Annotated in this window: 15 protein-coding genes; 4 read left to right on the top strand and 11 right to left on the bottom strand. The window is 72.7% G+C overall.

The window, feature by feature from the left end; translation table 11 throughout:
• Positions 1-6: 6 nt before the first annotated feature.
• The 6 genes from ftsH to IG64_RS30805 all read right to left on the bottom strand — a co-directional run bounded on the left by ftsH (position 7) and on the right by IG64_RS30805 (position 9739).
• Positions 7-1953, bottom strand: a complete 1947-nt coding sequence (ftsH, locus tag IG64_RS30830; protein ID WP_107474403.1) for an ATP-dependent zinc metalloprotease FtsH — start codon at positions 1951-1953, stop codon at positions 7-9.
• A gap of 107 nt (positions 1954-2060) precedes the next feature.
• Entirely contained in the window at positions 2061-3608 is a 1548-nt protein-coding gene (gene ffh, locus IG64_RS30825; RefSeq protein ID WP_037862166.1) for a signal recognition particle protein, read from the bottom strand.
• A 75-nt stretch (positions 3609-3683) separates the two neighbouring features.
• Complete coding sequence (locus IG64_RS30820) at positions 3684-6173, bottom strand: [protein-PII] uridylyltransferase (protein WP_037862165.1); 2490 nt, start codon at positions 6171-6173, stop codon at positions 3684-3686.
• Positions 6174-6209: 36 nt separating this feature from the next.
• Positions 6210-6548 carry a P-II family nitrogen regulator gene (locus IG64_RS30815; RefSeq protein WP_037862164.1) on the bottom strand — a complete coding sequence of 113 codons (339 nt, stop codon included), beginning with the start codon at positions 6546-6548 and terminating at the stop codon, positions 6210-6212.
• Complete coding sequence (locus tag IG64_RS30810) at positions 6545-7945, bottom strand: ammonium transporter (protein ID WP_078884321.1); 1401 nt, start codon at positions 7943-7945, stop codon at positions 6545-6547. The genes IG64_RS30815 and IG64_RS30810 overlap by 4 nt, the downstream gene beginning before the upstream one ends.
• Positions 7946-8254: 309 nt before the next feature.
• Positions 8255-9739 carry a hypothetical protein gene (locus tag IG64_RS30805; RefSeq protein ID WP_037862163.1) on the bottom strand — a complete coding sequence of 495 codons (1485 nt, stop codon included), beginning with the start codon at positions 9737-9739 and terminating at the stop codon, positions 8255-8257.
• 448 nt (positions 9740-10187) lie between these two features.
• Here IG64_RS30805 and IG64_RS30800 point away from each other — a divergent pair, with 448 nt between their 5' ends.
• A complete protein-coding gene (locus IG64_RS30800) occupies positions 10188-10850 on the top strand; it encodes a bifunctional DNA primase/polymerase (protein WP_037862162.1) in 663 nt (220 codons plus the stop codon).
• Between the two features lie 97 nt (positions 10851-10947).
• Entirely contained in the window at positions 10948-11343 is a 396-nt protein-coding gene (locus tag IG64_RS30795; protein WP_037862161.1) for a GNAT family N-acetyltransferase, read from the top strand.
• 181 nt (positions 11344-11524) lie between these two features.
• Here the strand turns inward: IG64_RS30795 and ftsY are convergent, their stop codons facing one another.
• Positions 11525-12739, bottom strand: coding sequence for a signal recognition particle-docking protein FtsY (gene ftsY / locus IG64_RS30790; protein WP_037862159.1), 1215 nt, complete (start codon positions 12737-12739; stop codon positions 11525-11527).
• Between the two features lie 213 nt (positions 12740-12952).
• On the opposite strand from ftsY, the gene IG64_RS30785 reads away from it, so the two are divergent.
• A complete protein-coding gene (locus tag IG64_RS30785; RefSeq protein WP_037862157.1) occupies positions 12953-14407 on the top strand; it encodes a cytosine permease in 1455 nt (484 codons plus the stop codon).
• Positions 14408-15170: 763 nt separating this feature from the next.
• On the opposite strand, the gene IG64_RS30780 is transcribed toward IG64_RS30785, so the two are convergent.
• From IG64_RS30780 to IG64_RS30765, 4 genes are all read right to left on the bottom strand, one after another.
• Complete coding sequence (locus IG64_RS30780; RefSeq protein WP_037862156.1) at positions 15171-16589, bottom strand: sugar porter family MFS transporter; 1419 nt, start codon at positions 16587-16589, stop codon at positions 15171-15173.
• A 347-nt stretch (positions 16590-16936) separates the two neighbouring features.
• Positions 16937-20692, bottom strand: coding sequence for an AAA family ATPase (locus IG64_RS30775; protein WP_037862155.1), 3756 nt, complete (start codon positions 20690-20692; stop codon positions 16937-16939).
• 290 nt (positions 20693-20982) lie between these two features.
• Complete coding sequence (locus IG64_RS30770) at positions 20983-21186, bottom strand: hypothetical protein (RefSeq protein ID WP_018567931.1); 204 nt, start codon at positions 21184-21186, stop codon at positions 20983-20985.
• A 379-nt stretch (positions 21187-21565) separates the two neighbouring features.
• A complete protein-coding gene (locus IG64_RS30765) occupies positions 21566-21847 on the bottom strand; it encodes an acylphosphatase (RefSeq protein ID WP_037862154.1) in 282 nt (93 codons plus the stop codon).
• Between the two features lie 272 nt (positions 21848-22119).
• Between IG64_RS30765 and IG64_RS30760 the strand changes: the two genes are divergently transcribed.
• Positions 22120-22515: a winged helix-turn-helix transcriptional regulator gene (locus IG64_RS30760; protein WP_037862153.1), complete on the top strand. Its 396-nt coding sequence runs from the start codon at positions 22120-22122 to the stop codon at positions 22513-22515.
• The last annotated feature ends 2 nt before the right edge of the window (positions 22516-22517 follow it).

Raw genomic sequence — 22517 nt, 5'->3', positions numbered from 1 at the left:
CCCGCCTCACTCCGCCTCCGCCTCCAGGTCCTTCTTCAGGCGGGTGATGCCGGCGACCCGGTAGGCGTCGGCCTCCTCCAGCGTCTCGTTCTCGAGCAGGGCGTCGGCCAGCGCGTCCAGTTGCGGCCGGTGCTCGCGCAGTTTGCGGCACGCCTCGTCGTAGCACTCGTCGACGATGCGCCGCATCTCGGTGTCGATGGCGTCCAGGGTCTGCGGCGCGGCGGAGAGCCCGTAGGCCTGCTGGGCGTCGTTGGGCAGGGCGGACAGGCGGCCCAGGTGCTCGCTCATCCCCCAGCGGGCCACCATCCCGCGCGCGATGTTGGTGACCTGTTCCAGGTCGCTCTCCGAACCGGTCGTGATGACGTCGTAGACGACGTGCTCGGCCGCCATGCCGCCGAGCGCGCCGATGATCCGGCCGCGCAGGTACTCCTCCGTGTACGCGTACTTGTCCGACTCCGGCGTGGACAGGGTCACGCCGAGCGCCCTCCCGCGCGGGACGATCGTGATCTTGCGGACCGGGTCGGCGCCGGGCTGGAGCATGCCGAGCAGGGCGTGGCCGCTCTCGTGGTAGGCGGTGCGCCGGCGCTCCTCCTCGGGCATCACCAGGGCGCGTTCGGCTCCGAGCTGGACCTTCTCCAGCGCCTCGGAGAAGTCGGCCTGCGTCACCTCGCGCTGGCGCCGCTTGACCGCGAGCAGGGCGGCCTCGTTGGCGAGGTTGGCCAGTTCCGCACCGGTCATGCCCGGGGTCGTACGGGCCACCCGGGCCAGGTCGACGCCCGGCGCGAGGGGGATCTCGCGGGTGTGGATCCGCAAGATGGCCTCCCGGCCGCCGCGGTCGGGGGGCGCGACGCTCACCACCCGGTCGAACCGGCCGGGCCGGGTGAGCGCGGGGTCCAGGACGTCGGCGCGGTTGGTCGCGGCCAGCACGATCACGCCCTCGGAGCCGGAGAAGCCGTCCATCTCGGTCAGGATCTGGTTCAGGGTCTGTTCGCGCTCGTCGTGCCCGCCCATCGACGCGCCGCCGCCGCGCGCGCGGCCGATGGTGTCGATCTCGTCGATGAAGACGATCGAGGGCGCCACCTTGCGCGCCTCCGCGAACAGTTCGCGCACCCGCGAGGCTCCGACACCGACGATCATCTCGATGAACTCGGACGCGGACGCGGAGAAGAACGGCACGCCCGCCTCCCCGGCGACGGCCCGCGCGAGCAGCGTCTTGCCGGTGCCCGGCGGCCCGGTGAGCAGCACGCCGCGGGGCATCTTGGCGCCCATGCGGCGGTAGTCGTCGGGGTGTTTGAGGAAGTCGACGACGTCGTCCAGTTCGCCCTTGACCTCGTCGATGCCGGCCACGTCGGCGAACGTGGTGCGCTGGGTGCCGGGCTGCAGCTCGACCGGCCGCGGCGGTGTCTTGCGGCCCAGCAGGCCGCCGGGTCCGCCGAGGCCGGAGCCGATCCGCCGGGCGAAGAAGATCCACAGCGCGGCGATGACCACGATCGGGGCCAGCGACAGCAGCAGGTTGGGCAGGAAGCCGCGCTCCTGGACTACGGGCTGCGCGGTCACCGTCACGTGGTGGCCGCTCAGGCTCTGCCAGAGCCGGTCGTCGGCGAAGGCGGGGCGCTGGGTCCTGAACTTGGTGTACGTGCCGTGGCCGCTCGGCCTGGCCCGGGCGCTCTTGAGCTGCCCCTGGATGGCGTCGCCCTTGGAGTAGATCTTGCTGACGTTGCCCGCGTCGACCTGCCTGCTGAACTCGGTGTACGAGATGGTCGGCTCGTTGCCGGTGCTGTAGTAGCTCAGCCCGCCGTAGGCCAGCAGGAAGACGATCACCGCGGTGACGAGCAGGCCCCACCACCGGCCGCGCGTCCGTCTGCCGCCGGGCCGCCGGGGCGGCTCGTCCGGGGTGCCCTCGGTGCGCCACGGCTGGTCAGGGGCCTTGCGTGGTGGCGCGGCATTGCTCATATCTGGACGTTACGGCACTCGGCGGGCCCCGGCACGCGCTGAGGGCGCCCCCGGGAGACGGGGACGCCCTCGGTGCCTGCGACGGCCGCGGCGGGCCGCGGTGGCCGTCAGCCCATGAACTTCTTGAACTCGTCGGGCAGCTCGAAGTCCTGGGCCCCCTGCTGCGGCAGGCCGAGGGCGCCGCCCTGGGCGGCCGCGGCGCGGCGCGCGGCCTCCTCCTGCTCCTGCTGCTTGCGCTTCATCGGGTTGCCCGAGCGCTGCTTGCCCTTGGCCTTCTTCGGCTGCTTCTTGCTGCGGCCGGGGCCGCCGCCCATGCCGGGGATCCCCGGCATGCCGGGCATGCCGCCGCCCTGGGCCATGCGGGACATCATCTTGCGGGCCTCGAAGAACCGCTCCACCAGGTTCTTCACGGCGCTGACCTCGACACCGGAACCCTTGGCGATACGGGCGCGGCGCGAGCCGTTGATGATCGTCGGGTCCTGGCGCTCGGCCGGGGTCATCGACTTGATGATCGCGGCGGTGCGGTCGACGTCCCGCTCGTCGAGGTTGTTGATCTGGTCCTTGATCTGCCCCATGCCGGGCAGCATCCCGAGCAGCTTGCTGATGCTGCCCATCTTCCTGACCTGCTCCATCTGGGACAGGAAGTCGTCCAGGGTGAAGTCCTGGCCCTTCTTGGACGCCAGCTTGGAGGCCATCTTCTCGGCCTCTTCCTGGCTGAACGTCTTCTCCGCCTGCTCGATCAGGGTGAGCAGGTCACCCATGTCGAGGATGCGGGAGGCCATCCGGTCCGGGTGGAAGGCGTCGAAGTCGTCGAGCTTCTCACCATTGGACGCGAACATGATCGGCTTGCCGGTGATCTGCCGGATCGACAGGGCGGCACCGCCGCGGGCGTCGCCGTCGAGCTTGGAGAGCACCACACCGTCGAAGCCGACGCCGTCGCGGAAGGCCTCCGCGGTGTTCACCGCGTCCTGACCGATCATCGCGTCGACGACGAAGAGGATCTCGTCGGGCCGGACCGCGTCGCGGATGTCCGCGGCCTGCTGCATCATCTCCTGGTCGATGCCGAGGCGGCCGGCGGTGTCCACGACGACGATGTCGTGGACCTTGGACTTCGCGAAGTCGATGGAGTCCTCGGCGACCTTGACCGGGTCGCCCACGCCGTTGCCCGGCTCCGGCGCGTAGACCGCGACGCCGGCGCGCTCGGCGACGACGCTCAGCTGGTTGACGGCGTTCGGCCGCTGGAGGTCACAGGCGACCAGCAGCGGCGAGTGCCCCTGCTCCTTGAGCCACTTGCCGAGCTTTCCGGCCAGGGTGGTCTTACCGGCACCCTGCAGACCGGCCAGCATGATCACCGTGGGCGGCTGCTTGGCGAAGCGGAGGCGGCGGGTCTCGCCGCCGAGGATCGTGACCAGCTCGTCGTTGACGATCTTCAGGACCTGCTGGGCCGGGTTCAGGGCCCGGGAGACCTCGGCGCCCAGGGCCCGCTCCTTGACGTTCTTGATGAACGTCCGGACGACCGGGAGGGCCACGTCCGCTTCGAGGAGGGCGATGCGGATCTCGCGCGCGGTGGCGTCGATGTCCGCCTCGGAGAGCCGTCCCTTGCCGCGCAGGTTCTTGAAAGTCGCTGACAGGCGATCGGAGAGAGTGTCGAACACGGCGCTCGCGGTCCTCGGGGTCGGGGATGGCTTAAGGAATCGCCCTCCAGGGTATCCCGGCCGGGCAGAACCGGGTCACGGTCGGGCCCGCAGCGTCTCCTCCAGCCGCCGCGCGAGCAAGAGCGCCTCCTGCCGCGGCAGCGGCTCGCCCGCCGGGTCCGTGGCGTAGAAGGCGTCCACCGCGTTGGCGCCGAGCGTGCTGACGTGGGCGCTGCGCACCCGTACCTTCGCCTCCTCCAGGGCATGCCCGATGCGGAACAGCAGGCCGGGCGCGTCCTGGGCGCGGACCTCGATCACGGTGGCGTGCCGGGAGGCGGCCGGGGCGAGGGTCACCCGCGGCGGGGGCGCCGCCACGCCCCGGCGGCGTGGGTGGGCGGCGTCGCGTTCGGCGAGCCGGGAGGCGATGTCCAGGGAGCCGTCCAGCGCCCGGACGAGGTCGGCACGCAGCCGGGCGGCCTGGGGCAGCGAGCCGTACTCGGCGGCGACCCGCCAGTTCAGCAGCAGGACGGTGCGTCCGCCGAAGCCGTCGGGCAGGTCCACGGTCCGCAGTTCGGCGGTGCGGACGGTGAGGCGGTGCACGGCGAGCACCCCTGCGACGGCGGGCAGCACGCCGGGCTGGTCGGGGACGGCGATGAGCAGTTCCACACCCAGCGGTTCGGCCGGGCCGGAGGGTTCCTCGGCGGGCGGGGCCCCCTGTGTGCGCAGGGCCAGGACCGGGCCGTCCGTGCGGTGCGCCTCGACCGCGAGGCGTTCCTGCTCTGCGGTGGGTTCGGCGGCGGGTGCGGGACCGTCGGGCAGGTCCCCGGCGAGGACCGCGGCGGCCCGGCGGACCAGGTCGGCGACGAGGGAGCCCCGCCAGGAGGACCAGGCGGCCGGGCCGGTGGCCAGCGCGTCCGCCTCGGTCAGCGCGTGCAGCAGCTCCAGGGTGCCGCGGGTGCCCACCGCGTCGGCGACCGCGCGGACGGTGGCCGGGTCGTCCAGGTCGCGCCGGGTGGCGGTCTCGACGAGCAGCAGGTGGTGGCGTACGAGGGTGGCGAGGACGGCGGCGTCGGCGGGGCCGAAGCCGATGCGCGCGGCGACGTCCGCGGCGATGGTCGCGCCGGCGGCCGAGTGGTCGCCGGGCCAGCCCTTGCCGATGTCGTGCAGCAGCGCGGCGACCAGGAGCAGGTCGGGGCGGCCGACGCGGCGGGTGAGCGCGGAGGCGCGGACGGCCGTCTCGATGAGGTGGCGGTCGACGGTCCAGACGTGGACGGCGTTGCGCTGCGGGCGGCAGCGCACCCGTTCCCAGTCGGGCAGCAGCCGGGTGACCAGCCCTTCCGCCTCCAGGGCCTCCCAGACCTGCACGGCGGGCCGGCCGGAGCCGAGGAGGGTGACGAGTTGTTCGCGGGCCTCGGCGGGCCAGGGTGTGGGCAGGGGGCGCGCGGTGGCGGCCAGGTGGCGTACGGCGTGCAGGGAGAGCGGGAGACCGGCCTGTGCGGCGGCGGCCGCGGCACGCAGGGGGAGGACGGGGTCGCCTTCGGGGCGCGCGGCGCGGGCGAGCACCGCTTCGCCCTCCTGTTCCACCACCCCTTCGGCGAGCGGGGTCCGCTCGGCGCCCTGTCTGCCACCGCCGAGCAGGGCGCGCAGCCGGGGCCGCACGGCGCGGGCCCTGAGTACGCGCCCCACTTCGCGCCAGGTGACATCGCTCGCGTACGAGATGACGCGCGCCGCCTCGTACACCTGGCGCAGCAGGGTGTCGGCGTCGAGCAGGCCCAGCCCGGCGGCGACCTGGTCCTGCTCCTGCAACGCGAGCCGGTCGCCGGCGCGGCCGGTGGCCAGGTGCAGGGCGTCGCGTACGTCGAGCAGCCGGCGGCGCGCGTCGGCGAGGCCTTCGCGGGGGGCGTCGGCCAGCCAGGAGGCGGCCACGGCGCGCAGGGCGGTGGCGTCGCGCAGGCCGCCGCGGGCCTCCTTGAGGTCGGGTTCCAGCAGGTACTGGAGTTCGCCCTGGCGTTCGGCGCGGTCGGCGCACAGTTCCCGGAGTTCGGGGAGGCGGCGGGCGGCCTGGTTGCGCCAGTCGGTGAGGACCGCCGTGCGCAGGCCGGCGGTGAGGGCGGGGTCGCCGGCCAGGTGCCGGGCGTCGAGCAGGCCGAGCTGGACCCTGAGGTCGCCGCCGGCCGTTCCGCGTGCCTGGGCCGGTGTGCGTACCGAGTGGTCGAGATCGAGGCCGAGGTCCCACACGGGGTACCAGAGGCGGTCAGCCAGGGCGGCGACGGCGGACGGGTCGCCGTCGTCGTGCAGCAGGAGCAGGTCGAGGTCGCTGCGCGGGGACAGCTCGCCGCGGCCGTAGCCGCCGACGGCGACGAGGGAGACGCCTGTCAGTCCCCCGGCGTCTGCGGCGGCCGTGGTGAACAGCCGCGCGAGCCAGTCGTCGGTGAGCTGTGCGAGGGCCGCGCGGCGCGGCGGCCCGGACCGCGCGTCCTCGGTGAGGAGGCGCAGCCGGGCCGCCGCGTAGCCGCCGGGCCGCGACGGGCCCGTCTCGTCCGTCCGGCCGGCCCGGCCGCTCTCGCTCTCACTCTTGCGCGTCACCCGGTGACTCCTGTCCTCGATCGCTCGCCGAAGCCGTCAGAGCGCGTCGGGGCCGCGCTCGCCGGTGCGGACCCGGACCGCCGTGTCGACGGGCAGGGACCAGACCTTCCCGTCGCCGATCTTGCCCGTGCGGGCCGCCTTGACGACGACCTCGATCAGCTCTTCGGCGTCGTCGTCCTCGGCCAGCACCTCGATGCGGATCTTGGGCACCAGGTCGACGGTGTACTCGGCACCGCGGTAGACCTCGGTGTGTCCGCGCTGGCGGCCGTAGCCGCTGGCCTCGGTGACGGTGAGCCCGTGGACGCCGAAGGCCTGCAGGGCTTCCTTGATCTCGTCGAGCCGGTGGGGCTTCACGACGGCGGTGATGATCTTCATGCGTCCACCTTCTTGCTCGGCGTGCTCTGCGGGTCCGGCTCGCTCTGCGTGCTCTGCGGGTCAGGCCTGCTCCGCCGGCCCGCCGCGGCGGCGGCCAGGGCGGAGACGGTGCCCGCGACACCGCCGCCCGCGCCGCTGAAGTCGTAGGCCGTCTCGGCGTGCTCGGCCTGGTCGATGCCGGAGACCTCCTCGTCCTCGGTGACCCGCATCCCGATCGTCCTGTCGATGAGGAAGGCGAGGACCGCGGAGGCGACCAGGGAGTAGGCGAGGACGGCGAAGACCCCGGCGCACTGCTTCCAGAACTGGTCCAGGCCGCCGCCGTAGAAGAGGCCCTTGACGTCGGACTGGCCGGTGCCGCTGGCGAAGAGGCCGACCAGGAGGGAGCCGATGATGCCGCCGACCATGTGGACGCCGACGACGTCCAGGGAGTCGTCGTAGCCGAACCGGTACTTCAGGCCGACCGCCATGGCGCACAGGACACCGGCGACGGCGCCGACCGCGATGGCGCCGAGCGGCGAGACCGCGCCGCCGGACGGGGTGATGGCGACCAGGCCGGCGACCGCGCCGGAGGCGGCTCCCAGCGTGGTGCACGCGCCGTGCCGGATCTTCTCGTAGCCGAGCCAGGCGAGCATGGCGGCGGCGGTGGCGATCTGCGTGTTGACGAACATCAGCGGGCCGACGCCGTCGTCGTTGCCGAGCCAGGAGCCGGCGTTGAAGCCGAACCAGCCGAACCACAGCAGCCCGGCGCCGAGCATGACCAGGGGGAGGCTGTGCGGGCGCATCGGGTCCTTCTTGAAACCGGACCGCCTGCCGATGACGAGGATCACGCCGAGCGCCGCCGCACCGGCGTTGATGTGCACCGCGGTGCCGCCGGCGAAGTCGATCACACCGAGGTCGAAGGCCCAGCCGCCGCTGCCCCAGACCCAGTGCGCGACCGGGAAGTACACGATCGTCGCCCACAGCACCACGAACAGCGACCATGCGGTGAACTTCACCCGGTCCGCCAGCGCACCGCTGATCAGTGCGGGGGTGATGATCGCGAACATCAGCTGGAAGACGGCGAAGACGAAGACCGGGATGGTGTAGCCGGGCCACAGGTCGGCCTTGCCGATCCCGGAGAACCCGACGAAGCCGGAGGTCCAGCCGACGAGCGAGCCCCTGTCGGTGCCGAAGGCGATCGAGAAGCCGTAGAGCACCCACAGGAGGGTGATGATCCCGAGGCTGATGAAGCTCATCATCAGCATGTTCAAGGTGCTCTTGACGCGGACCATGCCTCCGTAGAAGAAGGCCAGGCCCGGGGTCATGAGCATCACCAGGGCGGAACAGATCAGCATGAAGCCTGTGTTGGCGGACGACAGCTTCGGTGCGTCCGCCGCAAGCATGATGGCTGGTGCCATCGGCGTCTCCTCGTCGGTTGGTACGGCCCCGTGCGGGCGAAGCCTGGCGGCCCCGGCAGCGGTACCGAGGGCATGAGGGGTGGGCCGGTTCTGCGCGACGAGATTCGCGCAGCGCGGTTTCCGTGGACGCCCCTCGTTGTTTCGCCGGGGTGACGAAGACGCCTGGTGTGTTACGCGTCGGTGAATTGCGGGCGGACGGCGAACCGGCCGCGACGGCCTTCCGGTGACCTGGCGCGGGGGAGCCGGGTCGGGCGGTTCGGGAGGGCCGGCCGCGGCCGGGGTTCTGGGCCTGCCTGCCCGGAGGCCGGGTCAGACCGCCTGGGCGGTCTCGGGGAGTTCGGCGGCGAGCTGCTCGGTCAGGTCGATGACCTCGGCGAGGTCGCCGTAGTCGCGCACGGCGTTGTCGACGGTCTTGCGGATACGGGTGTTCAGGCGCTCGGAACGGACCTTCTTGGCCACCTCCATCGCGTGCGCGGCGTAGCGCGTGCTCTGCTCGGGCTCGCGCTGCAGGAGGTGGACGGTGGCCATGCCGATCAGGTTCAGCGCGTAGGAGCGCTGGTGGTCGGCGTCCTCGGCGAAGAGCTGGACGGCCTTCTCCATCAGCGGCTCGGCCAGCGACGCGTAGGCGGGGCTGCGGCCCGCGACGTAGGCGAGGTCGCGGAAGGAGTGGGAGTTCTCGCCGTACAGCTCGGCCTCGGAGAAGAAGCGGATCCAGTCGGGGTCGGGCTCGTCCCAGTCGTCCACGTCGGTGAAGGCGTCCTCGGCCATCCGCACCGCCCGCTTGCACTTGCCGGGCTGGCCCATGTTGGCGTAGGCGCGGGCCTCCATCGCATACAGCATGGACTGGGTGCGCGGACTTGCGCAGTCGCGGCTGCCGTACTGCGCGAGGTGGATCAGCTCCAGGGCGTCGTCGGGGCGGCCCAGGTGGATCATCTGGCGGCTCATGCTGGACAGCACGTAGGAGCCGAGCGGCTTGTCGCCGGCCTCCTTGGCGGCGTGCAGGGCGAGCACGAAGTACTTCTGGGCGGTGGGCTGGAGCCCCACGTCGTAGCTCATCCAGCCGGCCAGTTCGGCCAGTTCCGCGGCGACCTTGAACAGGCGCCGGGTGGTGCCCTCCGACTGGGGCTCCTGGAGGAGGTCGGTCACCTCGTGCAGCTGGCCGACGACGGCCTTGCGGCGCAGTCCGCCGCCGCACTGGGCGTCCCACTTGCGGAACATCACCGTGGTGCTCTCCAGCAGCTCCAGCTCGGGGCGGGAGAGGCGGCCGGGGCGGCGGGTGGCGGCGGCCGGCTCGGGGGGCGCGAGCGGGGCCGGGGGCGAGGGGACCAGCCAGCGCTGGAGCGGTTCGATGAGGGAGGGGCCGGCGGACAGCACCAGGGAGCTGCCGAGGAAGCCGCGCCGGGCCAGCATCAGGTCGCTGCGGGAGAACTCGCTGAGCAGGGCGACGGTCTGGGGGCCCGTCCAGGGCAGGTCGACGCCGGTCGCGGAGGGCGTCTGGCGGGCCGTGCGCAGTCCGAGGTCCTCCACGGAGACGACGCAGCCGAAGCGCTCGGAGAACAGCTCGGACAGGATCCGCGGGATCGGCTCGCGCGGGTTCTCCCCGTCCAGCCAGCGGCGCACGCGCGAGGTGTCGGTGGAGATGTGGTTCGCCCCCAGCTGGCGGGCCCGGCGGTTGACCTGGCGGGCCAGCTCCCCCTTGGACCAGCCGCTGCGCACGAACCACGAGGCGAGCAGCTCGTTCTGGCGCTTGTCCGCACTCGCTGCGTTCGTCCCGCCGTCGCCGTTGCCGCTCACTGGAACGCCCCCATTCCTGAGACCACTTGTCGCCGAGTGCGCCAAGCCCTGTCAGAATGCCGGTCGGCACCGCCCTCCGTCCGGCGGTCGCCACCCTTCGAACGGACTGCCGACTTGCCTCCGGCATACCCACGAGCGCATGTGCCCCCAGGACTCGCACACTCACAGTAATCCTACGATCACGGCCCCAGCCATGGCGATTTCAGAAACGCCACCATTCGCCACCCCAACGAATGAACTCTCGGTGGCGTTGGCGCGATTCACTTGACACAGGACGACCGCGACCGGGCGGAGCGGCGCATCAGCAGGCGCGTGCCGTCCCACGCACCACCCGGGTCACTTCCGGACGCCGCCCGCACCGGACGGCGCCGGGGAGGCCGCGGGGACAGAGCGTCACGTTCCGCATCCGCCTCGTAACCATCGGGGGGACGGATCCGTTGGAGGGGGCATGGGGTTCACGATCGGCGGCATTCGCGAGATCCGCTCCGGCGCGCGGCGGCGCGGCCGGTCGTACCGCTCGTCGGAGTGCACCGCGGTGGCCGAGTACACGGGACTGTGGGGCTGGGACGTGGTGCGCGGCGCGCGGGCCGTGGGCGGCGCGTGTTCCTGCGGGCGCACGGACTGCCCGGCCCCGGGCGCGCATCCGCTGGAGTTCGCGCCCGGCATCCCGGCCGGGGCCACGCTGGACGAGGTGAGCCGGGCGTGGGCCGAGCTCCCGGGGGCCTCGGTGATGCTGGCGGTCGGGCACGCGTTCGACGCGATCGAGGTCGCCGAGCCCGCCGGGCGCAGCGCCCTGGCCCGGATGGAGCGCATGGGACTGCCCCTCGGCCCGGTGACGGCGACCCCGGACGGCCGCGTCCACTTCTTCGTCGCCCCCGGCGCCGCCGCCGAGCTGCCCGCACTCCTCTACCGCATGGGCTGGGACGACCCGGCCGCCCTCGACCTGCGCGGCCTCGGCCCGGGTACGTACCTCACGGCCCCGCCCTCCGACCGGGGCGGCCGGGGCCCGGTCCGCTGGCTCCGCTCCCCCGCGCTCGACACGGCCGACCCCCCGGAGGCCCGCCTGCTGCTGGGCACGCTGGCGTACGTGGCGCACCGGTCCCGGGGGTAGGACTCCCGGGGGCGGTGCGGTCCGCCCGGTCCGGCGGGGCGTCGGCGCAGGATCGTTCCTCCGGCCGGGCGACGGGGCGGCCCCGTACGATCGCCTGATGACGATCACCTACGAGTGGCGGGGCGAGGTCGAGGACGCCGCGCTGGACGCGCTGCACGCCGGGGGTTTCGGGTATCCGGCCGGCCGGGGCCAGTGGCGGGAGCGGTTGCTGCGGCACAGCCTCGGCTGGGTCTGCGCCCGCCGGGACGGCCGCCTGATCGGCTTCGTCAACGTCGCCTGGGACGGCGGGGGCCACGCCTTCCTGCTGGACACGGTGGTGGCCCCGGACCACCGGTCGCACGGGGTCGGGGCCGAGCTGGTCGCGACGGCGGCCCGGCGGGCGCGCGCCGCCGGGTGCGCGTGGCTGCACGTCGACTACGAGGCCGGCCTGCGCCCCTTCTACATCGACGCGTGCGGTTTCCGGGAGACGGCGGCCGGACTGCTCGCCCTGTGAGGCGGCCTCGGCCTGACTGCTCGCCCGGTGCGGGCGCGGCGGCCGGTCTCGCCGCGCCGCGGAAGCACCGGGCGGCCTGCGCCGCACACGGCAGCGGCGCCCGTCCCCACCGGATCCCGGGGGCGGGCGCCGCTGCCGGTGCGGGCGCGGGCCGGCGAGCGGCCGGCGGTCGCGCCGGCCGTCAGTCGCCGATCAGGGCGTCGACGAACGCCTCCGGCTCGAAGGGCGCCAGGTCGTCCGCGCCCTCACCGAGGCCGATGAGCTTGACCGGGACGCCCAGCTCACGCTGGACCGCGACCACGATGCCGCCCTTGGCGGTGCCGTCGAGCTTGGTCAGCACGATGCCGCTGATGTCCACGACCTCGGCGAAGACCCGGGCCTGGACCAGGCCGTTCTGTCCCGTGGTGGCGTCGAGCACGAGCAGGATCTCGTCCAGCGGGGCCTGCTTCTCGACGACGCGCTTGACCTTGCCCAACTCGTCCATGAGGCCGGTCTTGGTGTGCAGCCGGCCGGCGGTGTCGATGAGCACCACGTCGGAGCCCATCTCCTTGCCCTCCTTCACCGCGTCGAAGGCGACGGAGGCGGGGTCGCCGCCCTCCGGACCGCGCACGGTGTAGGCACCGACCCGCTCGCCCCAGGTCTGGAGCTGGTCCGCGGCGGCGGCACGGAAGGTGTCGGCGGCGCCGAGGACGACGCTGCGGCCGTCGGCGACCAGGACCCGGGCGAGCTTGCCGGTGGTGGTCGTCTTGCCGGTGCCGTTGACGCCGACGACCATCACGATGCCCGGCTTGCCGGTGGCGGGCTCGGTCTTCACCGTACGGTCCAGGTCGGGGCCGACCAGGGTGAGCAGCTCCTCGCGCAGCAGGGCGCGCAGCTCCTCGGGGGTGCGGGTGCCGAGCACGCGGACGCGTTCGCGCAGCCGGTCGACCAGCTCCTGGGTGGGCTGCACGCCGACGTCGGCGGTCAGCAGGGTGTCCTCGATCTCCTCCCAGGTGTCCTCGTCGAGGTGCTCGCGGGACAGCAGGGTGAGCAGGCCCTTGCCCAGGGCGTTCTGCGACCGGGAGAGACGGGCGCGCAGCCGGACCAGGCGGCCGGCGGTGGGCTCGGGGACCTCGATCTCGGGGACCGGGAGTTCCTCGACGACGGGCGGCTCCTCCACGGCGGTGGGGGCCGAGCCGCCCGGAAGGTCCACCTCCTCGATCGTCCGCCGCGGCTCCTCGCGCGGCGTCTCGGCCTCGTCGCCGACGTGCGGTTCGGCCGGAGGGGCGGCGGTGATGTCGGGCGGGCTGGGCGGTGGCGGGGGCAGCGGCTTCCTCCGCCGGCTGCCGACGACGAGCCCGCCGAGCGCGCCGAGCACCACCACGGCGATGACTACAGCAAGGATGATGGTTTCCATAACGCGTCCAGTATCAGCCATGGGCCCCGGCTGGAGGCGGCTTGTGGCTTCACCCAAGAGACAAACGCCACCTAAAGACGCGAGTAGTATCAAAGTACGATGGTGGTGCGTGGGTCAACACGCGTAGAGTCCCGACATCGCCGCTCGGACGGCGCCCGCCGCTCCCCCGCGAGCCGCACCCCACCCCCACGAACGAGGCACGGACCCTTCTTCATGAGCAATACCGCCGAGGGCGAAGGCGCCCTGGAGACCCGCGGCATCGAACAGGTGCCCGACCGTGAGCGCACCGCACGGACCCGCGAACTGTTCCCCACCTGGGTCGGCGCCAACATCAGCGTGCTGCTGCTCACCATGGGCGCGAGCCTCGTCGTGGCGTACCACCTCAACTTCTGGCAGGCGCTCGTCTGCGCCGCCGCCGCGCCCGTGGTGTCGTACGGCCTGGTCGGCCTCATCGGTATCGCGGGCAAGCGCGGCGGCGCGCCCGGCATGGCTCTGTCCCGCGCGGTCTTCGGCCAGCGCGGCAACCTGCTGCCCGGTTCGCTGATCTGGGTCGCCCGCTGGGGCTGGGAGACGATCAACGCGGTGACCGGCGCCTACGCCATGCTCAGCGTGCTGGACATCGTCTTCGGGCTGAAGGCGAACAGCGTGCTCGACCTGGTGATGCTGCTGATCTTCGTCGTCGCCACGTTCGCGATCTCCGGCCTCGGCATCAACGCCGTCCAGAAGTGCAACAAGTACGCGACCTACCTCTTCGGCCTCTTCTCCGTCCTGGTGCTGGTCTACCTGATCGTCGACACCGACTGGTCGAAGGTGTTCGCGCACTCTGCGGGCTCCACCGCCGCGGTGATCACCGGCATCGGCATGATCGCGGCGGGCGGCGTCAGCTGGATCCCGACCGCGCCGGACTTCACCCGCTACCTGCCGCGCACCGCCTCGTCCAGGGCGATCGTGGGCACCTCGGTCGGCGGCGCCGGCATCGTCGTCCTGCCGATGGTGCTGATGGGCGCGGTGATGGCGGTCTCCACGCCCGACCTGGCCTCGGCCTCCGACCCGGTCTCCTTCCTCGGCGAGATCCTGCCGACCTGGATCGCGGTGCCGTACCTGCTGATCGCGCTGATCGGCATGCTGCTGATCAACTCGATGTCGATGTACTCGGCGGGCTTCACCGCGCAGACCCTCGGCTTCAAGGTGCCGCGGCACTGGGCGGTCTCGGTCAACGCGGTGATCTCGCTGGCCTTCGGCGGGGTGCTGATGCTGGTGGCGACCAGCTTCATGGGTTCGTTCATCGCCTTCCTGTCGCTGCTCGCGGTGGCCTTCTCCGCCTGGGTCGGCGTCTTCGGCGCGGACATGCTGCGGCGCACCGAGTACGACGGCGCCGCCATGGCCGACACGACGCGGACCAGCGCCTACTGGTACAAGGGCGGCTTCTCTCCCGCCGCGGTGGCCGCCTGGGCGATCGGCCTGGCCGCCGGTCTGATGTTCACCACGTCCGACTGGTTCACCGGCCCGCTCGCCCACAACAACGTCATCGGCGAGTACGGCCTCGGCTGGGTCGCCACGATCGTGATCTCCGGTCTGCTGTACGTGGTGCTGCCCAAGCCGGCGGTGGTGACGCCGGGCACGGCGGGCGCGCGGTCCGCCGAGCGGCAGGAGTCGCTCGCGCTCTGACCCGAGCCGCGCCGGGCGCCGCCCGGACCGACCGCTCCCTTGCCCCCTCCGCTGCCCGGCAGCGGAGGGGGTTTCGTCTTGTCCTTCCACGCCGGCGTGACCGCAGGACCACAACTCGGAGGACCGGACCGATCCAGCCGGTCCGCGGTCCTGGCGTCCGGCGGTGCGGGGGGGGGCGCACGCCGTACGGTCCCTTTGGCGCGTGTCCTGTCGCAGGTGCGCGGCGCCGAACGGACGTGCAGGTGGAGACCGGGGCGCCGGCCGAGTTCCCGGACGGAGGCCTCGCCCGCCGCGAACCAGAGCCACACAGGGCAGTCAGACTGCGGCCGGGCGGCTCCGCGCTCCCGCCCGGACATGGTGACCGCCGACGGCCGAGTTCGCGGGCCGGGCGCGCGTCGCCGCGCTCCCGCGCGGACGCGACCGCCGCCGCCGTCGCAGGCCCTCGGACGGCCGGGGCGTGGCAGGCATCCCGTCCCGCGACGGGACGGGCGGGACGGGCGGGACAGGACGGCATCCAGGCGGCGCGTGCCCGGGAACCGGCCGGGGGCGCGTGCCCGGGAACCGGCCGGGGGCGGGTGCCCGGGAACCGGCCGGGGGCGGGTGCCCGGGAACCGGCCGGGGGCGGGTGTCCTCGTCCGGTGACGTACGGAAAGAACCGCCGCCCCCGCTCGGTGGTGACCGAGCGGGGGCGGCGGACGGTTCGAGGAGAGGGGCAGCGGGGACTTTGGCCCTTCTCCTCGGGTTCATGGACCTCTTGCGAGGCTCAGCCCATCTCCTCCAGTGCCTTGCCCTTCGTCTCCTTGACGAACTTCAGGACGAACGGGATGGAGAGCGCGGCGAAGACCGTGTAGATCACGTAGGTGCCGGACAGGTTCCAGTCGGCCAGCGACGGGAAGCTCGCCGTGATGGCCCAGTTGGCGATCCACTGCGCGGAGGCGGCCACGCCCAGGGCGGCGGCACGGATCCGGTTCGGGAACATCTCGCCGAGGAAGACCCACACGACCACACCCCAGGACAGGGCGAAGAAGAGGACGAACACGTGGGCGGCGACCAGGGCGACCCAGCCCTGGGTGGCGGGCAGCTTGCCGTCGACCAGGTGGTACGAGAACGCCCACGCCTCCAGGGCGAGACCGACGACCATGCCGACCGAGCCGATGAGGGCGAGCGGCTTGCGGCCGATGCGGTCCACGAAGATCATCGCGATCACGGTGCCGATGATGTTGATGATCGACGTCGTGAAGGAGTAGAAGAACGACTGCGTCGGGTCGACACCGACCGACTGCCACAGCGTCGAGGAGTAGTAGAACGCGACGTTGATGCCGACGAACTGCTGGAAGACCGACAGGCCGATACCGATCCAGACGATCGGCTTGAAGAAGAAGCCGCCGCCGAGCAGGTCCTTGAAGGTGGACTTGTGCTCGCGCCGCATGGCGTTCTCGATCTCGGCCACGCGGGCGTCGAGGTCGGTCTTCTCGCCCTCGACCTCGGCGAGGATCGCGCGGGCCTTCTCACGGCGGCCGACGGAGAGCAGGAAGCGCGGGGACTCGGGGATGGCGAAGGAGAGCAGGCCGTACAGGACGGCCGGGACGACCATCACGCCGAGCATGACCTGCCAGGCCTCAAGGCCCATCAGCTTGCCGCGCTGGTCGCCGCCGGCGGCGTTGAGCAGACCCCAGTTGACCAGCTGCGAGATGGCGATGCCGACGACGATCGCGGCCTGCTGGAAGGAGCCGAGCCGGCCCCGGTAGGCGGGCGGGGCGACCTCGGCGATGTAGGCGGGGCCGATCACGGAGGCCATGCCGATGGCGAAGCCGCCGATGATGCGCCACAGCGCCAGGTCCCACAGGGCGAACGGCAGGGCCGAGCCGACGGCGCTGATGGTGAACAGGACGGCGGCGATCTGCATGCAGCGGATGCGGCCGATCCGGTCGGCGATGCGGCCCGCGGTGGCGGCGCCGACGGCACAGCCGATCAGCGCGATGGCGATGACCTGGGCCAGCGCGGCGGGACCGATGTCGTAGCGGTCCCGGATGGCCTCGACGGCGCCGTTGATCACGGAGCTGTCGTAGCCGAAGAGGAACCCGCCCATGGCGGCCGCCGCCGCGATGAAGATGACATGCCCGAGATGATCGGGGTGAGCCGTACCGGCTCCTGGCTTCGGCGCCTGCGCTGTGCTGGTCACGTGTACTCCTCGGGCACTCCGGCAGCGCTGCCGGGGTGGGGTCAGCCCTCCCGGGTCTTGAGACCCTGAAGGTGAAAGCAACGTTGCAGAGACTATGCCTTCAAGTTTCGAAGTCAATACTTCTTCTGCTGTGAGTTTGCCCCACCCGCGTGGCGAGCTTGCATTCAAGTATTGAAATCAAGTAGCGGGACATGCTCCGACTACCCCGAAGCCGCGCGGACACGCGAAGGAGCACGAGGCGCGCGCGGGCGCCGGAACGCGGGCCGGGGCCCGGTCGGCGTGCGCGTGCACGCCGGCGCCCGCGTGAACGCGGTCGCCCCGGACCCGGTCGCCGCGGACGTGCCTGTTCAGCGGAGCCGCTGGCTGATGACCTTCGACACACCGTCGCCCTGCATGGAGACGCCGTACAGGGCGTCGGCCACCTCCATGGTGCGCTTCTGGTGCGTGATCACGATGAGCTGCGAGGCCTCCTGCAGCTCCTGCATGATGCGGATGAGCCGCTGGAGGTTGGTGTCGTCGAGGGCCGCCTCGACCTCGTCCATGACGTAGAACGGGCTCGGACGGGCCTTGAAGATCGACACGAGCAGCGCGACGGCGGTCAGCGAGCGCTCTCCGCCGGAGAGCAGGGAGAGCCGCTTGACCTTCTTGCCCGGCGGGCGCGCCTCGACGTCGACGCCCGTGGTCAGCATGTTGTCCGGGTCGGTCAGCACGAGACGGCCCTCGCCGCCCGGGAAGAGCCGGCCGAAGACGCCTTCGAACTCGCGTGCGGTGTCCCGGTAGGCCTCGGTGAAGACCTGCTCGACGCGCTCGTCGACCTCCTTGACCACCTGCAGCAGGTCGGCGCGGGTCTTCTTCAGGTCCTCCAGCTGCTCGCTGAGGAACTTGTGCCGCTCCTCCAGGGCCGCGAACTCCTCCAGGGCCAGCGGGTTGACCTTGCCGAGCTGCTGGTAGGCGCGCTCGGCGGCCTTCAGCCGCTTCTCCTGCTCGGCGCGGACGAAGGGGCGGGGCCGGTTGCGGGGGTGCTCCGGGTCCTCCGGCAGCTCCTCCCCCTCGGCCGGCAGCGAGGGCGGTACGGGCTGGTGCGGCCCGTACTCCGCCACCAGGCCCGCCGGTTCGACGCCCAGCTCCTCCAGCGCCCGGGCCTCCAGTTGCTCGATGCGCAGCCGCTTCTCCGCGCCGAGCACCTCGCCCCGGTGGACGGAGTCGGTCAGCTTGTCGAGTTCCGCCTTCAGGTCGCGCCCCTCGGCGCGGGCCGCGGTCAGCTCCCGTTCCCGGTGCGCCTTGGCGGTCTCGGCGGCGGCCCGCTCCTGCTCCGCGCGGGCCAGGGAGACCTCGACGTGCGCCAGCAGTTGCCGCGCCCCGGCGCCGACGGCCTCGGCGACGGACGCCTCGTGGCGCAGCCGGGCGTGCCGCTGTTCGGCACGCGCGCGTGCCTCGCGTTCGGCGCGGGCGGCCCGGTCCAGGGAGTCGGCCCGGCCGGCCAGGCCCCTGACCCGTTCCTCGTGCGTACGGACCTGGAGACGGGCCTCCATCTCGGTCTGCCGGGCGTTGGCGCCGTCGGCGGCCAGACGGTCCCGTACGTAGGTGTCGGGCTCCTCCTCGACGGGGGTCTCCTCGGCGACGGCGAGCCGTTCGGCGAGTTCCTCCACCTCCTGCTGGGCCCGGTCCAGGGCCTCCTGGGCGCGGGCAGCGGCGGCCGTGGACCGCTCGGCCTCCCCGGCGGCACCGCGCGCCTGACCGGCGAGCCGCCCGAGCTGCTGTGCCACCGCCGACTTCTCCCGGTCGGCCGCGCGCCGGTGCTCGCCCAGTTCCTCGACGAGCGCGGCGCACTCCCCGCGCCGCTCGGCGGCCCGCTGCTGGGCTTCGGCCGACTCGGTGCAGCGCAGGGCGAGGTCCGCCAGCTCGGCCGCTGCCTCGTCGACGGACGCCTGCACTTCGAGGAGGCTGGGCGCCCCGGCCGAACCGCCCTGCGCGAAGTGCGCCCCGAGCAGGTCGCCCTCGGCGGTGACCGCGGTGAGCGCGGGGTGCGCGTAGACCAGGTCCTCGGCGTCCTCCAGGGTGCCGACCACGACGATGCCGTGCAGCAGCCGGCGTACGGCGGGCATGAGGTCGGCGGGCCCGCGCACGAGATCGGCGGCGAACCGGTGCCCTGCCCCCGGCCCGTCCCCGCCGGCCCGAGGGCCGGTCGCGACGGGGCCGCGGGGAGCGTCGTCGCCCGGACCGGTCAGGGTGGGAGCGCCGGAGGCCGCCGCCGGGCCGGTCGCGGCGGGAACACCGGAGACCGCCGCCGGGCCGGTCGCGTCAGTGGCGGCCCCTGCGCCGTGCGAGCCGGGCGCGTTCAGGCCGTCGCCGGGGCCGGCAGCGGGCCGGCACGGGGGCTCCGGGGCTCCGGCGAGCAGCAGGGCCGCGCGGCCCGCGTCCTGTTTGCGCAGCAGGCGGATGGCGTCGGCCGCCGCGGCGGGGGTGGAGACCGCCAGTGCGTCGGCTGCGGCGCCGAGTGCCGCCGCCAGGGGGGTCTCGTAGCCCGGGGTGATCGTCAGGACCTCCGCCGCCGGGCCCAGCAGGCCGGTGAGCCGGTCCGTGGCGTCGAGCAGGGCGCCCGTACCGTCCTTGCGGCGCAGCCCGAGGGCCAGGGCGTCGTGGCGCGCCTGGGTCGCCGCGCGCCGGCGTTCGGTGGCGGTGGCGGCCTCGCGGGCGGCGGTGAGGGCGGCGTCCGCCTCGGCCAGGGCGGCCTTCGCCGCGTCGTGCCGTTCCGCGAGGTCGTGGTCCTCGGCGTCGAGGCCGTCGACCTCGGCCTTGAGCGCCTCGTACTCCTCCTGGGCGCGTACGGCGCGTTCCTGGGCCTCGTCGCGGGCGGCGGCCAGGCGGTCGATCTCGGCCTGGGCGGAGGCGGCGCGGGAACGGGCCGCGTTCACCTGGCCGCTGAGCCGGGCCAGGCCCTCACGGCGGTCGGCGATGGCGCGGGCGGCGTCCTTCAGGCGGCGTTCCTCGGCGGCGAGTTCGCGTTCCAGTTCGGCGCGGTGGGTGACGGTGTCCTCGAGCGCCCGCTGCGCCGCCTCCAGGGCGGCCTCCAGCTCGGCCTCCTGTTCGCGGACGCGGGCGGCCTCGCGCTCCAGGTCCTCGGGGTCGCGTCCGCGCCGTTCCTCGACGGGGGCCGAGGTCGCGCTCTTCACCCGGGCGTCGGCGAGCGAGACGGTGCCGCGGACGCGTTCGGCGAGCTGGGACAGCTCGTACCAGGTCTGCTGGGCGCGGGTCAGGCGCGGGGCGAGCCGGCGCACCTCGTCCTCCAGGAGCGCCTCCCGCTGGAGCGCCTTGCGCAGTTCGCGCTCGGCGTTCTCCTTGCGTTCCTTCAGCGCGGCCTCGTCGGCGACTTCGGCGCGCAGGGCCTCTTGGAGGCGTACGAGGTCGTCGGCGAGCAGGCGCAGGCGGGCGTCGCGCAGGTCGGCCTGGATGACGGCGGCCCGGCGGGCGACGGCCGCCTGGCGGCCCAGCGGCTTGAGCTGGCGGCGCAGTTCGTCGGTGAGGTCCTGGACGCGGGCGAGGTTCGCCTGCATCGCGTCCAGTTTCCTGAGCGCCTTCTCCTTGCGCTTGCGGTGCTTGAGGACGCCGGCGGCCTCCTCGATGAAGGCGCGGCGGCCCATCGGGTCGGCGTGCAGCACGGAGTCGAGCTGCCCCTGGCCGACGATGACGTGCATCTCGCGGCCGATGCCGGAGTCGGAGAGCAGTTCCTGGATGTCCAGGAGGCGGCAGGTGTCGCCGTTGATCTGGTACTCGCTGCCGCCGTTGCGGAACATGATCCGCGTGATGGTGACCTCGGCGTACTCGATGGGCAGCGCCCCGTCGGTGTTGTCGATGGTCAGCGACACCTCGGCGCGGCCCAGCGGCGGGCGGCCGGTGGTGCCGGCGAAGATGACGTCCTCCATCTTGCCGCCGCGCAGCGACTTGGCGCCCTGCTCGCCCATGACCCAGCTGAGCGCGTCCACGACGTTGGACTTGCCCGAGCCGTTCGGGCCGACGACGCACGTGATCCCCGGTTCGAACCGGAGCGTGGTCGCCGAGGCGAACGACTTGAACCCTCTCAGGGTCAGGGCTTTGAGGTGCACGCCGTCGGACTTTACCCGCCGCCGCTACCGCACTTCATGAACCCTCGCAACCGCGCGGTTTCACCCGTGTACACGCAGGGCACACCAGACGTTGAAGAGACTGAAAGGATGCAGGGGGCAAGGAAGGCCGGGCGCGGGCCGGGACCGGGCGGGCCGGACAGGGCCGAGGGGTCCCAGGGGGGAAGAGCGGGGGCAAGAAAGAAGGGACGCCGAAGCGTCCCTTGCGACTCTGACGACTGAGCGGTTGATACGGGCAGCCCAACCACTGTGTCGCTGTGCCGATGCAGTGATCAGGTGAGCGCAGGCTCCGCCTGGTGTGCGTCCACGCGCTCCATGATCCTGTCGTGAGAAGCGGCAGCCGCCAGCGCGTCGTTCTCGGCCTGGATTCGTACCAGCTCGGATTCCAGGTCCTGGACACGCTGCTGGAGCCGTCGCATCTCGGCGAGGAGTCGAGGGTCGGAGCCGCCGACGTAACCGAGAAGCGCCTTTGCCATGATGGATGGTCCTCCACAATGAGTGACCGACCGAAGCGGTTTGGGTCGTGAGGGATTCGCACCCGTGGTGCTTGGCACTGTTCAGTTTTTCGTGCCGTTCTTCCATGCCAAACAGCTGAGGTGCGCGGGCTTTCAGCGTCTCACCAAAAAGTTTGACGGTCAACACGATCACGCCCCGTACCGATGGGCGTCCCGGGGGCGCGCGACCGGAAATCGGTGGCGCTGCGGCTCCTGCGGGCCCCGGGGGGCGTGGCGATCATCCTGCCGTGCGAAGCGTGCCGCGGCAAGTGCCTCTCCGCAATCACCTGCCGTTTTGCCTCCGGGCCCATGCCGGTGGCAGGTGCGGTCCGCCGCGTGCCGGGACGGCGGCGAGGTGGGCTCAGCGGATGGCGAAGCCGTCGTAGCCGCCGCGTGGTGTGTCCCAGATCTCGGTGACGCCCTCGACCCGGCCGGGCGTGTCGCTGCCCTCCAGCCAGGCGAGAAGGCGCTGGCATGCCGCGCGGGACCCCTCGGCGACGACCTGCACGCGGCCGTCGGCCAGATTGAGAGCGAAGCCGCTCAGGCCGCCGATCTCCAGCGCCGTGGCCCGCGTGAACCAGCGGAAACCCACGCCCTGGACGTGTCCGCGCACCCAGGCGACCAGTCGAACATCCTCGCTCATGCCTGCAACCTAACCGGGCGGTACCGTGCGGGGCACATCCGCCCCTGACCCCATGAGGTGGCGGGGCACCGATCCGGGACATCCCATAGGAAAACCACTCGATCGAGTGATGCCGGTTGACCGGGCCGGCCGGCCCGGCGCCCACGTCGGGGGCGGCCCGCGGTGGACACAGGTCTTCGGCCACCGGTCGACGCCGCTCACCCGCCCAGCGAGCACTGGCCGACAGTTAGCGCAATCTGCCGGTTCGCGCTGTGTTCGCGTACGCTCAAGCCATGAGCATCATGCCGGAGCCCGCCGCGGAGCAGGACCTCCCGTACAACGTGTTCGCCAAGGCCTGCCCCTCGCGCGGCACGCTGGAGCACGTCACGGGACGCTGGGGCGCACTCACCCTCGGTGCCCTGTACCAGGGGTCCCTGCGCTTCAACGAACTGCGCCGCCGCGTCGACGGGGTGAGCGAGAAGATGCTCTCGCAGACCCTGCACGCGCTGGAACGGGACGGTCTGGTGCACCGCGAGGCCCAGCCGACAAACCCGCCCCGCGTGGACTACGAGCTGACCTCCCTCGGCCGCGAGGTCGCCGAGCGGCTGCTGGCCCTCATCCACTGCGTGGAGGGCCGGATGGACGAGGTCCTCACCGCCCGCGAGACCTACGACGCCCGCCGGGCCTGACG

This window comes from Streptomyces sp. NRRL S-340, assembly GCF_000720185.1.
Classification (GTDB): Bacteria; Actinomycetota; Actinomycetes; order Streptomycetales; family Streptomycetaceae; genus Streptomyces.
This window is presented reverse-complemented; position numbering and strand designations above follow the sequence as displayed.